This window comes from Polaribacter butkevichii (genome assembly GCF_038024105.1).
GTDB lineage: Bacteria > Bacteroidota > Bacteroidia > Flavobacteriales > Flavobacteriaceae > Polaribacter > Polaribacter butkevichii.
In genome coordinates, this window is sequence record NZ_CP150661.1 from 2,561,536 (window position 1) to 2,577,593 (window position 16,058).

Genomic DNA, 16,058 nt, shown 5'->3' on the forward strand with positions numbered 1-16,058 from the left:
TATATTAAGACATTTTTTCTGCAGCAACTTTTACCGCTTTTTCTATTCTATTATAAGAAGCACATCTACAAATATTACCATGCATAGCTTCTCTTATTTCTTCTTCTGAAGGATTTTTATTTTCTGATAAAAACGCAGAAGCAGTCATTATTTGTCCTGCCTGACAATATCCACATTGTGGTACATCAATTTCTTTCCAAGCCTCTTGTACAGGGTGTTTTCCATCATCAGACAACCCTTCTATCGTTGTAATTTTTACATCATCTAAAATAGAAACTTGCATTTGGCAACTTCTTGTAGCAACACCGTCTATATGTACTGTACAAGCACCACATTGTGCAATACCACAACCAAATTTTGTGCCTACTAAATTTAGTTCATCCCTTAAAACCCATAACAAGGGTGTATCTGCATCCGCAGAAACTGCACGTACTTTTCCGTTAATATGAAGCTTATAATTTGGCATAGAAAGAGGTTTATAATTTAACTTGAAAGTTACAAAAAATTGCCTTTGTTATTTTAACCAGATGTAAAACCAAGAGTATTTGTGATTTTTTTAACAAAAAAAGAACCCGTTCAATAATGAACGAGTTCTTAATTTTCATTGCAATTTTCTGCAGCTTTATCTTAATATTTTACAATAATCTTATTCTACATCTATTATTCGTTTTCCTTTTTCTGTTTTTTTAATTTTTTTTAAAATCTCAAATAAATTTAATTTTAGAGCTCTGTGCTCTTTTAAATGATTTTTAAACAGAACAAGAACTGTTTTGTGTTCTGTTTTATAAGCTTCCTCTTTTTTAGGTTCATCTTTTACGTCTACTAAAACTTCAAGACCATTTTTATGCTTTTTAACCAACTCAATTAACTTGTCATTGGTTTTTTTAGAGTTACTTAAAATTTCGATAAATTCTTTACTTTTAGAATAGGCTTGAAAATCGATTAATTGAAGCGTATTCCACTTTATTAAATCTTCAAAAAAAAGATATTCATCATTTAAAAATTCTAAATCTATAAGCCATTCTTTAGAGTCATTATGCATTTCTTCTGCACTTAACCATTTTATAAAACTTGTATTTACTTGTGCTATTTTCATGATGTTATTTTTAAATCTAATCAGTAGAAAGGAGTTCCCCCGAACTCCTAACTACTTATTAATTACATTTACACAACCTTAGAAGTTACTTTGGTTGCTGTTTTTATATTTTTATAAACTAAAAAAAAGTGATTTTTATTTATAAAAATATAAGGTACTCTTAAAAACTCTTTGTCATCATTAATTCTCGTACCAAATTACGAATAACAAAAAACCCATAAACTGATAATTATCAGTTAATTAATATTTATATTTTTAAAACACTTTCTAGATATTGAAACATTTGAATTTTAAAGGCCTTGCATTTCCTGAAAAAATTATATGTTTTTTCTTCTAACTCATTGTGCTTATTTATAAAGAAATTATCGCACGATAAATCATCACATTCTATTTTATTTGAAATTGAGTTTGAATGTAATTTAATTTCATCTAACAACGCAAAAGCTTCTTTTTCTGTGGTCTTAATATCTTTTTTAAACATTTCTAAGTTCTCAAATAGATTCATAGAGTTTCCTTTAAAAGTAGAGGCTTCTATAAGATTTTGATAAAATTTATATTCAATAAGTTCTTCTTCTATTCTTATTGTATATTGAAGCATATTGTATTTTAATTCTTCAATAGATTTGTTTTCATTAAAACTTTTATAACTTTTGTTTGCTTCCATTTTATTCAATTTTTATTAAATTTCAACTTTCTCAACAGAATCTAGTTTAGGTATCACTGCATTCCAATTATAAGTATCTTTTATTTTAACCCTAAAAGCATCTAAAGCGGTGGGCTCTCCATGAATTAAAAATATTTTTTCTGGAACATTTTTAATGTTTTTCATCCAGCTTATTAAATCTTGCTGATCTGCATGTGCAGATAAACTCTCTATGGTTTTAACTGTTGCTTTTATAGGATAATATTTACCTCTAAAACGAATTTCGTGAGCGCCATCTAATAATTGTCTTCCACGAGTTCCTTCTGCTTGATAACCTACTAATAAAACTGTAGTTGCTTTTTCATCTATTAATTGTTGCAAATAGGTTAATACCCTACCACCTGTTACCATGCCGCTTCCGGCAATTATAATTTTAGATCTTTTATCGTCTATTGTTTCCCATGTTTCTTTGTAAGATTGAACAATATTTACATGATTACACATAGCATTATAATCTTCTACTGGTAATTTATGCCAGGTAGGAAAACGTTTAAAAACATCTAAAACTCTATTACCCATCGGACTATCAACAAAAATAGGGATATTCGGAATCTTGTTTTCTTTATACAGTTTCCATAAAATATACATAAGTGTTTGCAAGCGTTCTACAGCAAAACTCGGAATTATTAGGTTTCCTTTCTTTTGAATAGTTTTCTTAATAATAGTAGCCAATTTTTGCTCTACATCTTCTACTGGATGTAGCTTATTACCATACGTACTTTCTATAAATAAAAAATCTGCCCTTTCTGGTGTTTTGGGATCTTGTAAAAGATAATCATTTTTTCTACCAATATCTCCAGAAAACACAAAACGTTTACCTTTAATGTCTAATTCTATAAAAGTTGCACCAATGATATGTCCGTTCTGTTGAAAACGATATTTTATATTTTCTGATAACAAAAGCCACTCGTTATCTTCTTTTACATCAAACTGCTTGATGGTTTTTTCGGCATCTTCAATAGTATAAAAAGGTAACGCAGGTTTGTGAGATGAATATTCCTCTTCGTTTGCTTTTTCTGCCTCTTCTTCATTAATTTTAGCAATGTCTTTTAATATAATTTTGGCAATGGCTAATGTGGGTGCGGTTCCTATAATTTTACCTTCAAAACCTTGTTTTACTAATCTAGGTAAATATCCAACGTGATCTAAATGGCCATGTGTTAAAAGTACAACATCAATTTTACTAACATCAACAGGTAAATCTTGCCAATTTAGTTCTCTAAGTTCTTTTAAACCTTGAAACATACCACAATCTATCAATATGTTTTTCTCTGAAGTTTCAATTAAAAATTTTGAGCCTGTTACCACTCCAGAAGCTCCTAAAAAATTTATTTTAGCAAAATGTTCCATTTGATTAATGATTTTTACTGTTACACAATTGCTTAATTTCATTTAGAATTCTATCTTTTCTAATGTTAGAAATACCTAAATGATCTAAGTAAAAAACGTCTTCTATTACCTCTCTACATAAAACTACATTTCTGTTTAATAAAAATTCTTTTTCTCTATTTGTTAGTAAGGTAGAAACTGTAATTGGGTACAATCCTAAACGATCTATTTTATCTTTTAAACCATCTCCTTTAGGATAATCCCAACTTAATAAATGCAAACCACAACAGTTACCAAATTTTAATGCATCTTCTGTAAATCTTGTGTTTGTAACAACCCAACCTTCTATTAATTTAGATTCTGTTTGATTGTTTGTGTCCCAATGTGCTTTTACATCTAAGTAACGAGAGTTAATGTATAAAGGCACTTTTACATTACAATTAAAGCCTTGCTCTCCATGAAACTTGCATTCTACAATAATGGTTTCCTTATTCTTTGTTGCAGTTACATCTATTTCGTGTGTAACACATTTACCGTTTAAAATTTTACCAACTTCTACACTGTATCCAGCATATTTAAAAACTGCAGCAACAAACCTTTCAAAAGGAAAACCAGTGGGTCCTAACTCGTAAATTGCTTTCTTTAATTTGTATTTAGAGGCAAAATGACGTTCTTTCTTTTTAAGTAGCGCAAACGCTCTATTATAAATTTCTTTGGTTGAAATACCTTGGTATAACTCATCTCTAACTTTATCTATAATTTGATTTACAATAGCATCTTCTGCTCCGGTTCTTTTTAATGAAGCATAGAGCTTACTTGTAGAAAATTTTACTTTTTTTCCAGAATATTTTATGACATTTATATTAGTATCATCCATATTGAAAATTAAAGAACATTATAAACAAAATTGTAAGATGTAGAAAATTTCTACCCAATGAGCTTACCTAATTATAAGCCATATCATGTACAGCTTAAACAGTTTTTACTTTAGTATCAATACCTTTATAAAAGAGTGCTAATTCTTTTTTAAATTTATTTTTACTTTTACAGGTTCAAAAAACTTAGTTAATGCTTTTTAAGTACTAACTAAGTTCTTTTATTATCATTGCACGTATATGTAGCGTACACTTTTTAAAGCTAACTTTATCTTTACAATAAAAGTATGATATATATCAGCTTAAAAAAGAGTGCTATTTTAGAAGGTTTTTAATGCTAAAATTATAAATAAGGTTTTACAATTCCTTTTCTCTTTTTTAATTGAATTTCTAAATCTGAAATAGTGTTTTTTACAGCAAGTTCATAATTTTTTTCGTTAGAAGAAGCAAATAGTCTTGGTCCTGGAACACTTAATTCTATTTCGCAGATCATTCCTTTATCTTTAGAATCATTTTCCTTTTTAAAAAACACGTTTGCATTTAAAATTTTGTCGAATTTTTTAACCAAACTAGCTAGCTTTTTTTCTGTATAAGCTTCCATAGTTTCACTTGTAGACATGTTAACAAATTGAATATTTATTTTCATCTTTATGAATTTTAAGTTAATATAAATTCCCATTTCATGGGAGAGACAATATCTAAGGAAACCTCTAAAAACATCAAGAGGAATTCTTTTAATTTAAAAGATTATAATGGCATATCCTATATTTAATAGGTAAATACCTACTAAAAAAAGTAGTGTGTAAATTACTTGTACAAATTTAATATTTACAAACTTTAACCAATTGATTGTTCGTTTCGGAAAAATAAAAAGAAACAAACCAATAAGTAATGAAGACCAACCAATTAGGGTTATGATGAGTTTCCAATTAGGCTGCCAAATGTTATGAAGTAGAATATTTATCAACCCAATAATAATTGATAAAAAAGATAGAATAATTAAAAATTTCTGATCTTCTAAATCATTAAATATTTGCCGAATCCTTTTTGGATTAAAGCTTAGAATAACGAAAAATATAAGTAAATAATAACCCCAAAACTTTGCTAAAAAAATTGAATTTTCCATAACATAATGTTTTATTCATGAAGCACTAAAAAAGGAACGTCTGTATGATAACTTATTTCTGCCACTTTGGTATGAAATAGTATCTGTTGAAAATAGTTAAGGTTTTTTGCAACCATAACAATCATGTCTATATTTCTACTGTTTACAAAACACTGTACCGCATCTTCTACTTTTTTATTGGTTAAAAAATGAAAACTATGACTGTAATTGTAAAAGTAATCTTCTAGTAATTCTTTACTTTTTTGTTGATCTGCATTTAATGCAGTTACTTTTTTACTGATATTTAAAACTCTTAATGATGCTTTTTTTTCTTCTAAAATATTTATGATAGGTTGTAATAATTGCAAATCTGTAGACAATGAAAAATCGGTAGGAAATGCAATCTCTTCAATTTTACCAAATTTTGCATTCTCTGGCACTACTAAAGTGGTACATTTTACTTTTGTAATAACATCTCCGGTATTGCTACCCGTAATAAAACCGGCAAGACCACTAGCTCCTTTTGTTCCCATTACAATTACATCTATTTTTTTTTCTTCGATATGTTGTCTTATCGATTCTATAAAAAAGTTGGTATCTGTTAAAGTGACAAATTTATGTTTGGTGTTATTAAAATTTTCTACTATTTTTTGTTGTAGTTTTTTTAATGCTGTTTTTGCGTTTTCTATATTAACATCCACAAGAAGTTCTTGCGTTTGGGCGTAATAATAATCTTCTGTTGCAACGTTGCTTAGTCTATTAATGTGTAATAAATAAAAATTACACATTGAGTCTTTATAAAAATTTAAAGCGTACTCAATAGCGTTCCAAGAATTATCAGAAAAATCTGTAGGTAATAAAATATTTTTCATTGTAATTCGTCTTTAATATCAGACAAATTTATGGCTACAATGCTTTTTAAAAAATGATATTGGTCATATCAACCTACACTTAGTACGTATTAGCAGATTTCTCTTAACCTTTCTAAGTCTAAAATTCTAATAGTTCTACCCTCTATTTCTATAAGTCCTTGTTTTTTAAAATTAGACATGGTTCTTATTAATGTTTCTGTTGCAATACCAGCAACACTTGCTAAATCGTTTCTAGAAATTTTTATTTGATCTTCTGGTTTTCTATTTAATTTTTCTGCAAATATTAAAATTGTTTTTGCCGTTTTTTTACTTACAGAACTGTAGGCCATTTGCAAAAGCTGGTCTTTTACAATTGCCAAATCTTCTGTTAGCAATTCTATTAATTCTAACGTTACTTTATGATTTTTGTTTAAAACATTGGTTAATGCTTTTTTAGAAAGCCCTACCAACTCGGTTTCTTTAATTGCAGTTGCAGATTCTTGATAGGCTAAATTTTGAGTAAAAGAAGTATACCCAAACAAATCGTCTTCTTTATATAAAGCAGTGGTAAGTTGTTTACCTTGTTCATCTAATTTATGGCATTTTACCAACCCTTTATTTATTAAGTAAATATAATTAGAGTTATTACCTTCTTTATAAATGGTTGCTTCTTTAGCAAAAACAAAAGACTCTCCGTTATCTTCAAAATAATTTTTTAGATCATTAAGACTTCTTATATCTTCTGTTTCTTCTACTTTTACTACTTTTTTTTCTCTAATATCTTTTAGTATAGACGCTTTTGCTAATCTGCTTTCTATAGCACTAATCAATTCATCCTCACTAAAAGGTTTTGTTATGTAATCATCTGCACCTAAATCCATTCCCTTTCTAACATCTTTTCTTTCTGTTTTTGCTGATAAAAATATAAAAGGGATGTGTTGTGTGCTTTCATTTTTAGTTAAAGCTTCTAAAACACCATAACCATCTAGTTCTGGCATCATAATATCACAAACAATAATATCTGGTAAAGTTTCTTTTGCTACTTGTACTCCTATTTTTCCATTTGCAGCATTTACAACCTCGTAGTTAGATAATTCTAAAAGTTCTGATGTGTTTTCTCTTAAAACTACATCGTCTTCAATTAATAATATTTTTTTCATATTGCTTTGTTAATAATCTTCATTGTAAAAGTAGAACCGACATTTTCTTCACTTTCAAAAGTAATCGTTCCTCCTAAATTTTCTAAATGACTTTTAATAATATTTAAGCCAATTCCTGTTCCTTGTGTTAATAAAGCATTTTCTGCTCTAAAATAACGATTAAAGATATTTTTCTGATCTGCTTTCGGAATACCAATTCCGTTATCTTTAATATTAATGGTAGTCTCTTTTTTATCTTGTGTTATATTGATGCTAATTTCTGTGTTTTCTGGTGAATATTTAATGGCATTATTTACCAAGTTAGATAATGCTAACTCCACCGTTTTTTCATCTTGTGTTAAAGAAATTTCATCAATGTCTTCTGGATAATTAATTCTTTGTCCTTCTTTTAAAAGCATATTTGCATTGTAAATTACCTCATCTACAACCTTGCTTAATTTAAAAGTATGAAACTTGTAATTTATTTTACCCGTCTCTAATTTTTCTACGGATAAAAAATCATTTAAAATATTATTTAAATAATGTACTTTATTGGTAATTGTTTGTAAATGCTTGTCTCTTTTTTCTTGTTGTTCAGACAGTTTATATTTACCTAATAACATGGTAGAAGTTAAAATACCACTTAAAGGTGTTTTAAACTCATGAGAAACCAACGATAAAAATTTGGTTTTTAATTCATTGAGCTCTTTTTCTTTTTTTAACGCGGCTTTAATTTGGTTTTCGGCTTCTATCCTTTTATGGTTTTCTTCGTCTAACTCTAAATTAACTACCTTTAATTCGTTAACCGTTTTGCTTAGTTCTTTTGTTCTTTCGCTCACCTTTTTTTCGAGCTCTTCATTTAATTTATAGATTTCTTCTTCCTGTTGTTTTCTAACAGAAATATCTATAACTAAAGCCATTACAAAAGTTTTTCCATAAATTTCAAACGGATTTAAACCGGCTTCTAAAGGAAAAATATCTCCATTTTTTCGAGCGCCATATAAATCTCGCCCATTCCCCATCTGCCTTTTTTCTTTATTCTTCATAAAGCCATCAAAATGAGCTCCATGACCGGCATGATAATTTTTAGGTATTAAAATATCTAGCTTTTTTTTAACAAGCTCACCTTTCTCGTAACCAAACATTTTTTCTACAGAAGTATTTACAGAAACAATGTTTTGCTGATCATCTACCACTACAACTCCCTCTGAAACAGCTTCAAAAAGTACATTAAAAATATCTTGCTCTTTGTTTAGCATTATTTGTAATAAATTATCAGATTAATTAAAGGTTTAAAAATACTATATTTTGTGCAAAAGAGACACTTAATAATGACGAATGTCATAATTTAACCGTAAATAATAGTATAAATTTACAAACATTCATAAATCTTTTAATTATGAAACCTTCACAAAACACTATTATTTCTTTTTATGAAAACCTAGGTAAATTATTTTATGCAATTGCTGCCGCCGATAATGTTGTAGAAGAAATTGAGTTTACTATTTTAAAAGAAATTGTAAAAAATAAATGGACAAAAGTAGATCCTGTTGATGATGATTTTCATTCTGATGCAGCCTATCAAATTGAAACTGTTTTCGATTGGTTAAATACCGAAGGTTTTTCTAATTCTGAAACTTGTTATGCTGAGTTTATAGATTTTAAAAAAGAACATCCATCTTTATTTACAGAAGGCATTAAAAGTCTAATAAGCAAAACAGCTACCAAAATAGCAGCTTCTGTAGACGATACAGATCAATCTGAATTTAACTTGGTTAAAAAACTAAATTTAGCATTAGAAAAAACAACATAGTCTGCACAAAAAACACAATGTTAAACTTCTTTTTGGTTTTTATTGATTAATTTAAAAAACTGCTAAAATGATTAGTTATCGGTTTAAAGAACTGATATTTCTCATTTTATCTATAATTTAATTGTACTACTTTTAGTTTTGCTCTAGAAGCTTAAAAAAACAAAAAATGGCAACTGTAGATTATTACAAAATATTAGGAATTACTAAAAGTGCTTCTGAAGCTGATATTAAAAAAGCCTACAGAAAATTAGCACGAAAATACCATCCAGATTTAAATCCGAATGATAAAACTGCCGAAAAACAATTTAAAGAAATTAATGAAGCTAATGAAGTTTTAAGCAATCCAGAAAATCGTAAGAAATACGACCAATATGGTGAGCATTGGCAAAACGGAGAGGCTTACGAACAAGAAAAACAAAGACAACAAGCACATCAAAAAAGATCTCAAAGCAGTCAAGGAAGTTATTCTCAAGAAGATTTTTCTGATATTTTTGGAGACATCTTTGGCGGTGGTGCATCTTCTGGAAGAAGAACAAGTGCAAAATATAGAGGACAAGATTACAATTCTGAAATTCAACTAAATTTAAAAGATGTTTATAAAACCCAAAAACAGGTAATTACTGTTAATGGTAAAAACATTAGAATTACCATTCCTGCCGGTGTAGAAAACGGACAAATCATCAAAATTAAAGGTCATGGCGGTAAAGGCGTAAATAACGGACCTAATGGCGATTTATACATTCAGTTTTCTATTGTAAACAACACTAAATTTAAACGAGACAAAGACAACCTTTATATTGATGTAGATTTAGACGTGTACACTGCTTTACTTGGCGGTCAATTAATGGTAGATACTTTTGATGGAAAAGTAAAATTAACGGTTAAACCAGAAACAGAAAATGGCACCAAAGTAAAATTGAAAGGAAAAGGGTTTCCTACATATAAAAAAGAAGGTCAGTTTGGAGATTTGTTTATCACCTATAAACTTAAAATACCTACCAAACTAAGCCAAAAAGAAATAGAGCTAATTAAAGAATTACAAAAACAACGCTAATTATGGAAACTCAAAATTTAATATCTATACAGCAATTTTGTAAGCACTACAGCATTCCTAAAACTTTTATAAATGAATTAAAAGAATACGAATTAATAGAAGTTATTGTAGAAAATGATAATCATTATATAAAAGTTACTCAAATTACAGAAGTAGAAAAAATGATTCGCTTACACTATGATTTAAACATAAACTTAGAAGGTGTTGATGTAATTTACAACTTATTAAACCAAGTAGATGCTTTAAAAAAAGAAATTACAGATTTGCAAAACAAGCTTACGTTTTATGAAAAAGAGTAAAAAATTAAAATAATTTCTTATTATTTACACTTCACAGCCATAAGATTTATTTAAATATCATCTTTTTTAATTTTAAAAAACTGATTTATATCAGTTTTTAGTTACCTGACTTTAACTACCTTAGTCATACTTTCACTTAAAAACTAGCATCATGGTAACGAATTTAAACGATAATGAATGCGTACAAATTTTATCTAACAACTATGTAGGGCAATTAGGTTATATTTATATAGACAGACCCTTTGTTGTACCTATGACCTATTTTTTTGATAAGGAAAATATTATTATTGGTTATTCTGAAGACGGTCATAAAACAATGGCAATGAGAAATTATAGAAAAGTATCTCTACAAGTTTCGGAAAAACAAAGCAGTACTGTTTGTAATTCTGTTTTAGTACATGGCTTTTATAAAGAATTATCTGGCTCAGAAGCAAAAAAACATTTACATGAATTTTATGCCGGAATTAAAGAGCTTATTTCTAAAAAAGAACATAGAAACTTACACTGTATTAGTGATTTTTCACATAAAATAAACAAAAATAATACACCTATTGTATTTAAAATTACCATTGATGAAATAACTGGTAAAAAGGTTACACACGATAATTCTTAATCTTTTACAAAAAACTATTTGTGCTGAAAACCTAATTGAGTTTTATAAGACGGAACTTCCCATTTTATCATCTCTTTTAAAAATTCATCTACTTTTTCTATAATTAGCTTTGCTGTAATTTCTGTTGGACCATAAATACCTAATTCTAAACTATTGTTTTCTATTGGTAACTGCTCTACGTACGGAAAAAGAACCATTACATATACATCTCCGCTATACGATTGTGAAAAAACCAATGCACCTCCTTGTATAAATTGATATGCAGGTATTTTATTTGTACAATCTATAAGCTCTGCAGGAAAAGAATCGAATATAATATTTACTGCTTCATTATTATTAATCCAATTAAGTTCTTGAACTTTCCACCCAATATTATAGCTTTTAACAGTATTCCGTAAGGTTTTTAATATTAACTTTTTAGTATTAGTTTCCCACTCAGATTTTTTATCAACAACTATTTTAATAGATGCTTTGTAATCATTAATCCGCTCTTCTAAATGTTCTATTTTCATAATAATACATTTTAAAATACTTATGTAAAAGAACTTAAAATTCTATCAATTAGAAATGATATTCATCAGCTAGTTCTATGTATGATGAATATCATTCTATTTCTTTTAAAAAAAGTATAACTTAGGTCTACCAGGTTTCTAATTCGTTGAATTATGAAAAATAAAGTAAAATATTATATCGTTTTAGTAGTACTAATATTCTTTAATATTAGCAATTCTAATGCAATTACATTTCTACAAGTAAACCCTATTTTAAAACATACTTTTATCCCTAAAAAAGTAAAGGTAAAAAAGAATATAACCGTAGAAAATTACTTTCAATTTATAGATTCTGTAGTGATAAAATACGATTCTTTAACAAACTATAAGTTAACAGAACATTTACTGGTTAGGGCAAATCCTTATATAATTGATGTGCTAAAAAATACAGATTATTATCTGATGATTAAAAAGGATTCTTTTGTTTATGATCAGAAAAAAATGATTGTCTTAAAAAAAGGAGATCAACTTATTGTACCCAACTCTAAATTAGCTAAAAAGTTGTCTGATTCTTTTAAAAATACAAGAATTGATGTCAATATTCCTGAATTTAAACTCCGAATTTTAGAAAACTCAAAAGAACTTTATAGTTTTCCTATTAGAGTGGGTAGAAATGAAAAGAAATATCTAAAAATGGCAGGACGCGTTTTAGATCTAAAAACAAAAACAGGAGAAGGAAAAATAGTTGGCTATGAACGTTTTCCTGATTTCTATAACCCAGCAAATGGACATCGATATTATGTAACCAACAGAGATGATAAAAAGGTTACAAAGTTACCACAAGTGCCTTTTATAGAAACCGAAATTAATGGCATCCGTTACGGACAATTAATACATACAACTACCAATCCTAAAACATTAGAAAAAGCCTATTCTAATGGCTGTATTGGCACAAAAGAAGCAGATATTTGGGTTATCTATTATTATGCTCCCGTCAATACTAAAATTACCATTAGATATCATTTAAATGTAAAAGACTCAATTAGCGGAAAAACAACTGTTTTAAAAGATATTTATGGCTATCAAAAAAAATAATGAATGTACATTATAAAAGCATTGGTACTTAAACCAATGCTTTTATTTTTACCAAAAACCGTAAATTTATTTGCCTCCTAAAAGCAACAATTCGTTCACCAAAATTTCTGTTACATATCTTTTTTCACCTTCTTTTGTGTCATAAGACCTATTTGTTAATTTCCCTTCAACGGCTATTTCTTGTCCTTTTTTTACATAATTTTCTACCACATTAACCAAACCACCAGTTATCACAATATTGTGCCAATAAGCACGCTCTACTTTATTACCTGCCTTGTCTTTATAACTATCATCTGTTGCCATAGAAAATTTAGCCATTTTATTGCCATCTTTAAAAGTTACTATTTCTGGTTCTTGACCTAATCTACCAATTAACTGTACTTTGTTTCTTAACGTATTCATAAGATAAGTTTTTAAATTATTATTTTATTGTTGTCAATTCGTTTTGACACCGCAAAGTTGCAACACCATTGCAATTTTATTCGGTTACAAAACAATTACTTTCTGTTGTAATTACTTGTAGTCGTTTGTAAACGGATATTTTTTAAGTATATTTACTCTATGAAATTTCAATTACAAACAAAAAGATTAATTCTTAGAGACCTTAGAATAACTGATTTAGAAGGTATGTTTGAATTAGATTCTAACCCAGAGGTACATAAATATTTAGGAAATAATACCATTAAAACCAAAGCAGAGGCAGAAAAAAATATTGCTTTTGTTAGGAGGCAATACCAAGAAAATGGTATTGGAAGGTTTGCTGTTATAGAAAAAAAATCGGGTAATTTTATAGGTTGGTCTGGATTAAAACTAAATAAAGGTAAAAAAGAAAGTTTAAATGGTTACCAAGATTTTATTGATATTGGCTATCGATTTATTCCTAAATATTGGAAAAAAGGGTATGGATTAGAATCTGCAATTACCTGTTTAGATTATGGTTTTAAAACCATGAGTTATAATATTATTTATGGAGCTGCAGAAACAAGAAATATTGGTTCTAATAAGATTTTACAAAAAATTGGTTTGCAATTTGTTAATGAATTTAAAGAAGGTAATAAGCAAGTAAATTGGTATGAACTAAAAAAAATAAATTATGGAAAGTAGAAAGTGTTTAGAGTGTGATGAAATAGTAAAGGGTAGAATTGATAAGAAATTTTGTTCTGATTATTGCAGAAATGCTTATAACAATCGTGTTAATAAAGACAGTAAAAACCTTATCAGAAATATTAATAATCGTCTTAGAAAAAACTATAAAATTTTATCAGAATTAAATACTTCCGGAAAAACAAAAGTAACTAGAACCAAATTATATGATAAAGGTTTCGACTTTCAGTTTTTTACCTCTATTTATAAAACAAAAACAGGTAATACTTATTTTTATATTTACAATGAAGGTTATTTGGCTTTAGAAAATGAAACCTTTTTATTGATCAGAAAAGAATAATACAGTTTAACTATTCCAAGTATTACCTTTTACACTTATCGCAGCCTTTAAAACATCTTTTTGACTAAGTTGTCCTATTAATTTTCCGTTTTCTACAACAGGAAATCTTCTTCTGTGCGAGGTAATAAATTTAAAAGCAGCATCAAAAATATTCATGTCTTTATCAATCGTATCTACACCTGTAACCATATATTTACCTACAGTATTATTTGTATCAGAAGGCATATTGTAATATTTACTTTCAGAAATATGTTTAATACAATCAGTTTCAGAAATAATACCAATCAATTCATTCTTATCGTTCACAACCGGTCCTCCAGAAATTTTATAAGTAATTAATTGGTTAATTACATGGTCTAAAGTGTCTTCAGCTTTAAAAGTTACCAATTTTGTTGTCATATAATCAGATACTAAAATTTGTGACTCTTCTTTTCCTTGACTTACGTCTCTTTTTCCTTGAAAGCTTTTAATTGCCATAATAGTTTCGTTTTTAGTTCTTTTAAATGTACTGTTTTTTCTGTTTTATGCAACATTTACATTCATTTTTTTTTAATTTCTTATAAATAAAGAATCTTATTTATCAAATAATCATTTAAAAACAATTATTATTCTTCTTTCTGTATTTTTTTTAAATAGATACAACATTAAAAACTTTATTTTCACACAAAAAAAAGCATCTTGACAAAATCAAGATGCTTTTTAAATATTCTTAAAGACTTGTATTTAGTCTATTTCAGAAACTCTTAAGGTATTTACCATACCTTTAGCTTCTACTGGCATAGAAGTAAGGTTAATCATTAAATCTCCTTCTTTAACAAAGCCTTTTTCTTTAGATATTTTATTAATATCTACAACTGTATCATCTGTACTTAAGTTTTTATCGTAATAAAAAGCTTTTACACCCCAAAGTAAATTTAGTTTTCCTAAAATTCTTCTTTCTGATGAAAATGCTAAAATTTTAGCTTGTGGTCTCCATGCAGAAATTTGAAATGCAGTATACCCACTATTTGTTAATGTAGAAATTGCGGTTGCATCAATATCATTTGCCATTAATGCTGCGTGATGACAAACTGATTTTGTTATAAATCTGTTTGTTCTAATATGTGGTGCTTCGTGTGGTACTTTAATCATGTTAGAGTTCTCTACAGCTCTAATGATTTCAGACATTTTTTGAATTACTCTTAATGGGTGTTTCCCTACAGATGTTTCTCCAGATAACATTACTGCATCTGCACCATCCATAATAGAGTTTGCAACATCATTAACTTCTGCTCTTGTTGGCACAGGATTGTCAATCATTGTTTCCATCATTTGCGTTGCAATAATTACAGGAATTCTTGCTCTCTTAGCACGTCTCACTAATTTTTTCTGAATTAATGGCACATCTTGCATAGGTATTTCTACTCCTAAATCTCCACGGGCAACCATTAATCCATCACAATAAGGAATTAAAGCATCTATATTTGCAACTGCTTCTGGTTTTTCTATTTTAGCAATTACAGGTACTCTATAATCTGAATGTTCATCGATTAAATCGCGTAACATTCTTAAATCTTCTGGGGTTCTTACAAAAGAAAGCGCCATCCAATCTATATTTAAACCTAAGGCAAAAATAGCATCTTCTTTATCTTTTTCTGTTAACGCTGGTAAAGAAATAGCAGTGTTAGGTAGGTTTACTCCTTTTTTAGAATGTAAAGGTCCACCAACAATTACTTTTACAACAACGGCTTTATCTTTATCTGTAGAAACTACTTCAAATAATAATTTACCATCATCCACCATAATTTGTTCACCAACTTTTACATCTTTAGGAAAACGTTGGTACGTCATAAATGCTTTGTTCTTGTTACCAACACATTTCTCTGTAGTAAAAGTAAATAAGTCTCCATCTTTTAAAACTACATTTTCTTCCATTACTCCTACACGAAGTTTTGGTCCTTGTAAATCTGCTAAAATGGCTACGTTAAATCCTTCTTCTTCATTAATTTCTCTAATTCTTTGTACGTTTTGTTTTACGATATCGTAATTTGCATGAGAAAAATTAATTCTAAAGACATTGACACCAGCAACGGCCAATTCTTTCATTTTTTCTTTGGTATCTATTGCTGGACCTAAGGTTGCAACTATTTTTGTTTTTTTGTAGTTTTTCAT

21 protein-coding genes are annotated in these 16,058 nt (G+C 28.2%); 7 read left to right on the forward strand and 14 right to left on the reverse strand.

Translation table 11 applies throughout. The features are described from left to right. Positions 1–4: 4 nt before the first annotated feature. From WG951_RS10930 to WG951_RS10975, 10 genes are all read right to left on the reverse strand, one after another. Positions 5–466: a (2Fe-2S)-binding protein gene (locus tag WG951_RS10930; protein ID WP_105049773.1), complete on the reverse strand. Its 462-nt coding sequence runs from the start codon at positions 464–466 to the stop codon at positions 5–7. Positions 467–646: 180 nt separating this feature from the next. Continuing rightward, the gene (locus WG951_RS10935) at positions 647–1,096 is read right to left on the reverse strand and encodes a hypothetical protein (RefSeq protein WP_105049772.1); all 450 of its coding nucleotides are present in this window, start codon (positions 1,094–1,096) and stop codon (positions 647–649) included. A gap of 247 nt (positions 1,097–1,343) precedes the next feature. Beyond that, positions 1,344–1,760, reverse strand: a complete 417-nt coding sequence (locus WG951_RS10940; RefSeq protein ID WP_105049771.1) for a hypothetical protein — start codon at positions 1,758–1,760, stop codon at positions 1,344–1,346. A gap of 15 nt (positions 1,761–1,775) precedes the next feature. Continuing rightward, positions 1,776–3,149 (reverse strand): MBL fold metallo-hydrolase RNA specificity domain-containing protein, encoded by a 1,374-nt coding sequence (locus WG951_RS10945; RefSeq protein ID WP_105050601.1) that lies wholly within the window; start codon positions 3,147–3,149, stop codon positions 1,776–1,778. Positions 3,150–3,153: 4 nt separating this feature from the next. Continuing rightward, entirely contained in the window at positions 3,154–4,005 is an 852-nt protein-coding gene (locus WG951_RS10950; protein WP_105049770.1) for an ATP cone domain-containing protein, read from the reverse strand. Between the two features lie 341 nt (positions 4,006–4,346). Next, positions 4,347–4,649, reverse strand: a complete 303-nt coding sequence (gene hpf, locus WG951_RS10955; protein WP_105049769.1) for a ribosome hibernation-promoting factor, HPF/YfiA family — start codon at positions 4,647–4,649, stop codon at positions 4,347–4,349. Between the two features lie 93 nt (positions 4,650–4,742). Then, positions 4,743–5,129, reverse strand: a complete 387-nt coding sequence (locus WG951_RS10960; protein WP_105049768.1) for a hypothetical protein — start codon at positions 5,127–5,129, stop codon at positions 4,743–4,745. An 11-nt stretch (positions 5,130–5,140) separates the two neighbouring features. After that, entirely contained in the window at positions 5,141–5,980 is an 840-nt protein-coding gene (locus WG951_RS10965) for a universal stress protein (protein WP_105049767.1), read from the reverse strand. Positions 5,981–6,069: 89 nt separating this feature from the next. After that, entirely contained in the window at positions 6,070–7,119 is a 1,050-nt protein-coding gene (locus WG951_RS10970; RefSeq protein ID WP_105049766.1) for a response regulator, read from the reverse strand. Continuing rightward, positions 7,116–8,357, reverse strand: coding sequence for a PAS domain-containing sensor histidine kinase (locus WG951_RS10975; RefSeq protein ID WP_105049765.1), 1,242 nt, complete (start codon positions 8,355–8,357; stop codon positions 7,116–7,118). The genes WG951_RS10970 and WG951_RS10975 overlap by 4 nt, the downstream gene beginning before the upstream one ends. A gap of 140 nt (positions 8,358–8,497) precedes the next feature. Between WG951_RS10975 and WG951_RS10980 the strand changes: the two genes are divergently transcribed. The 4 genes from WG951_RS10980 (at position 8,498) to WG951_RS10995 (ending at position 10,877) form a co-directional block, all read left to right on the forward strand. Next, the gene (locus tag WG951_RS10980; protein ID WP_105049764.1) at positions 8,498–8,911 is read left to right on the forward strand and encodes a hypothetical protein; all 414 of its coding nucleotides are present in this window, start codon (positions 8,498–8,500) and stop codon (positions 8,909–8,911) included. 166 nt (positions 8,912–9,077) lie between these two features. Further along, a complete protein-coding gene (locus WG951_RS10985; protein ID WP_105049763.1) occupies positions 9,078–9,965 on the forward strand; it encodes a DnaJ C-terminal domain-containing protein in 888 nt (295 codons plus the stop codon). Positions 9,966–9,967: 2 nt separating this feature from the next. Then, on the forward strand, positions 9,968–10,264 hold the full coding sequence (locus WG951_RS10990) for a chaperone modulator CbpM (RefSeq protein ID WP_105049762.1): 297 nt from the start codon (positions 9,968–9,970) through the stop codon (positions 10,262–10,264). 151 nt (positions 10,265–10,415) lie between these two features. Then, positions 10,416–10,877, forward strand: a complete 462-nt coding sequence (locus WG951_RS10995) for a pyridoxamine 5'-phosphate oxidase family protein (protein ID WP_105049761.1) — start codon at positions 10,416–10,418, stop codon at positions 10,875–10,877. Positions 10,878–10,891: 14 nt separating this feature from the next. On the opposite strand, the gene WG951_RS11000 is transcribed toward WG951_RS10995, so the two are convergent. Further along, a complete protein-coding gene (locus WG951_RS11000; protein ID WP_105049760.1) occupies positions 10,892–11,389 on the reverse strand; it encodes a hypothetical protein in 498 nt (165 codons plus the stop codon). Positions 11,390–11,542: 153 nt separating this feature from the next. Here WG951_RS11000 and WG951_RS11005 point away from each other — a divergent pair, with 153 nt between their 5' ends. Further along, positions 11,543–12,463: a L,D-transpeptidase gene (locus WG951_RS11005; protein WP_105049759.1), complete on the forward strand. Its 921-nt coding sequence runs from the start codon at positions 11,543–11,545 to the stop codon at positions 12,461–12,463. Between the two features lie 66 nt (positions 12,464–12,529). Here the strand turns inward: WG951_RS11005 and WG951_RS11010 are convergent, their stop codons facing one another. After that, entirely contained in the window at positions 12,530–12,865 is a 336-nt protein-coding gene (locus tag WG951_RS11010; protein WP_105049758.1) for a single-stranded DNA-binding protein, read from the reverse strand. Between the two features lie 159 nt (positions 12,866–13,024). On the opposite strand from WG951_RS11010, the gene WG951_RS11015 reads away from it, so the two are divergent. Next, positions 13,025–13,567, forward strand: a complete 543-nt coding sequence (locus tag WG951_RS11015; protein WP_105049757.1) for a GNAT family N-acetyltransferase — start codon at positions 13,025–13,027, stop codon at positions 13,565–13,567. Next, complete coding sequence (locus tag WG951_RS11020) at positions 13,557–13,907, forward strand: hypothetical protein (protein ID WP_105049756.1); 351 nt, start codon at positions 13,557–13,559, stop codon at positions 13,905–13,907. Before WG951_RS11015 ends, WG951_RS11020 begins: the two co-directional genes overlap by 11 nt. A 6-nt stretch (positions 13,908–13,913) precedes the next feature. On the opposite strand, the gene WG951_RS11025 is transcribed toward WG951_RS11020, so the two are convergent. Both WG951_RS11025 and pyk read right to left on the reverse strand, forming a co-directional pair. Then, positions 13,914–14,384, reverse strand: a complete 471-nt coding sequence (locus tag WG951_RS11025) for a CBS domain-containing protein (RefSeq protein WP_105049755.1) — start codon at positions 14,382–14,384, stop codon at positions 13,914–13,916. Between the two features lie 246 nt (positions 14,385–14,630). Next, positions 14,631–16,058: a pyruvate kinase gene (gene pyk / locus WG951_RS11030; RefSeq protein WP_105049754.1), complete on the reverse strand. Its 1,428-nt coding sequence runs from the start codon at positions 16,056–16,058 to the stop codon at positions 14,631–14,633.

Excerpts from the sequence above, each read along its gene's own strand:
- WG951_RS10930 (WP_105049773.1), bottom strand. The coding sequence starts at position 466 with ATGCCAAATTATAAGCTTCATATTAACGGAAAAGTACGTGCAGTTTCT.
- WG951_RS10935 (WP_105049772.1), bottom strand. The coding sequence starts at position 1,096 with ATGAAAATAGCACAAGTAAATACAAGTTTTATAAAATGGTTAAGTGCA.
- WG951_RS10940 (WP_105049771.1), bottom strand. The coding sequence starts at position 1,760 with ATGGAAGCAAACAAAAGTTATAAAAGTTTTAATGAAAACAAATCTATT.
- WG951_RS10945 (WP_105050601.1), bottom strand. The coding sequence starts at position 3,149 with ATGGAACATTTTGCTAAAATAAATTTTTTAGGAGCTTCTGGAGTGGTA.
- WG951_RS10950 (WP_105049770.1), bottom strand. The coding sequence starts at position 4,005 with ATGGATGATACTAATATAAATGTCATAAAATATTCTGGAAAAAAAGTA.
- hpf (WP_105049769.1), bottom strand. The coding sequence starts at position 4,649 with ATGAAAATAAATATTCAATTTGTTAACATGTCTACAAGTGAAACTATG.
- WG951_RS10960 (WP_105049768.1), bottom strand. The coding sequence starts at position 5,129 with ATGGAAAATTCAATTTTTTTAGCAAAGTTTTGGGGTTATTATTTACTT.
- WG951_RS10965 (WP_105049767.1), bottom strand. The coding sequence starts at position 5,980 with ATGAAAAATATTTTATTACCTACAGATTTTTCTGATAATTCTTGGAAC.
- WG951_RS10970 (WP_105049766.1), bottom strand. The coding sequence starts at position 7,119 with ATGAAAAAAATATTATTAATTGAAGACGATGTAGTTTTAAGAGAAAAC.
- WG951_RS10975 (WP_105049765.1), bottom strand. The coding sequence starts at position 8,357 with ATGCTAAACAAAGAGCAAGATATTTTTAATGTACTTTTTGAAGCTGTT.
- WG951_RS10980 (WP_105049764.1), top strand. The coding sequence starts at position 8,498 with ATGAAACCTTCACAAAACACTATTATTTCTTTTTATGAAAACCTAGGT.
- WG951_RS10985 (WP_105049763.1), top strand. The coding sequence starts at position 9,078 with ATGGCAACTGTAGATTATTACAAAATATTAGGAATTACTAAAAGTGCT.
- WG951_RS10990 (WP_105049762.1), top strand. The coding sequence starts at position 9,968 with ATGGAAACTCAAAATTTAATATCTATACAGCAATTTTGTAAGCACTAC.
- WG951_RS10995 (WP_105049761.1), top strand. The coding sequence starts at position 10,416 with ATGGTAACGAATTTAAACGATAATGAATGCGTACAAATTTTATCTAAC.
- WG951_RS11000 (WP_105049760.1), bottom strand. The coding sequence starts at position 11,389 with ATGAAAATAGAACATTTAGAAGAGCGGATTAATGATTACAAAGCATCT.
- WG951_RS11005 (WP_105049759.1), top strand. The coding sequence starts at position 11,543 with ATGAAAAATAAAGTAAAATATTATATCGTTTTAGTAGTACTAATATTC.
- WG951_RS11010 (WP_105049758.1), bottom strand. The coding sequence starts at position 12,865 with ATGAATACGTTAAGAAACAAAGTACAGTTAATTGGTAGATTAGGTCAA.
- WG951_RS11015 (WP_105049757.1), top strand. The coding sequence starts at position 13,025 with ATGAAATTTCAATTACAAACAAAAAGATTAATTCTTAGAGACCTTAGA.
- WG951_RS11020 (WP_105049756.1), top strand. The coding sequence starts at position 13,557 with ATGGAAAGTAGAAAGTGTTTAGAGTGTGATGAAATAGTAAAGGGTAGA.
- WG951_RS11025 (WP_105049755.1), bottom strand. The coding sequence starts at position 14,384 with ATGGCAATTAAAAGCTTTCAAGGAAAAAGAGACGTAAGTCAAGGAAAA.
- pyk (WP_105049754.1), bottom strand. The coding sequence starts at position 16,058 with ATGAAAAACTACAAAAAAACAAAAATAGTTGCAACCTTAGGTCCAGCA.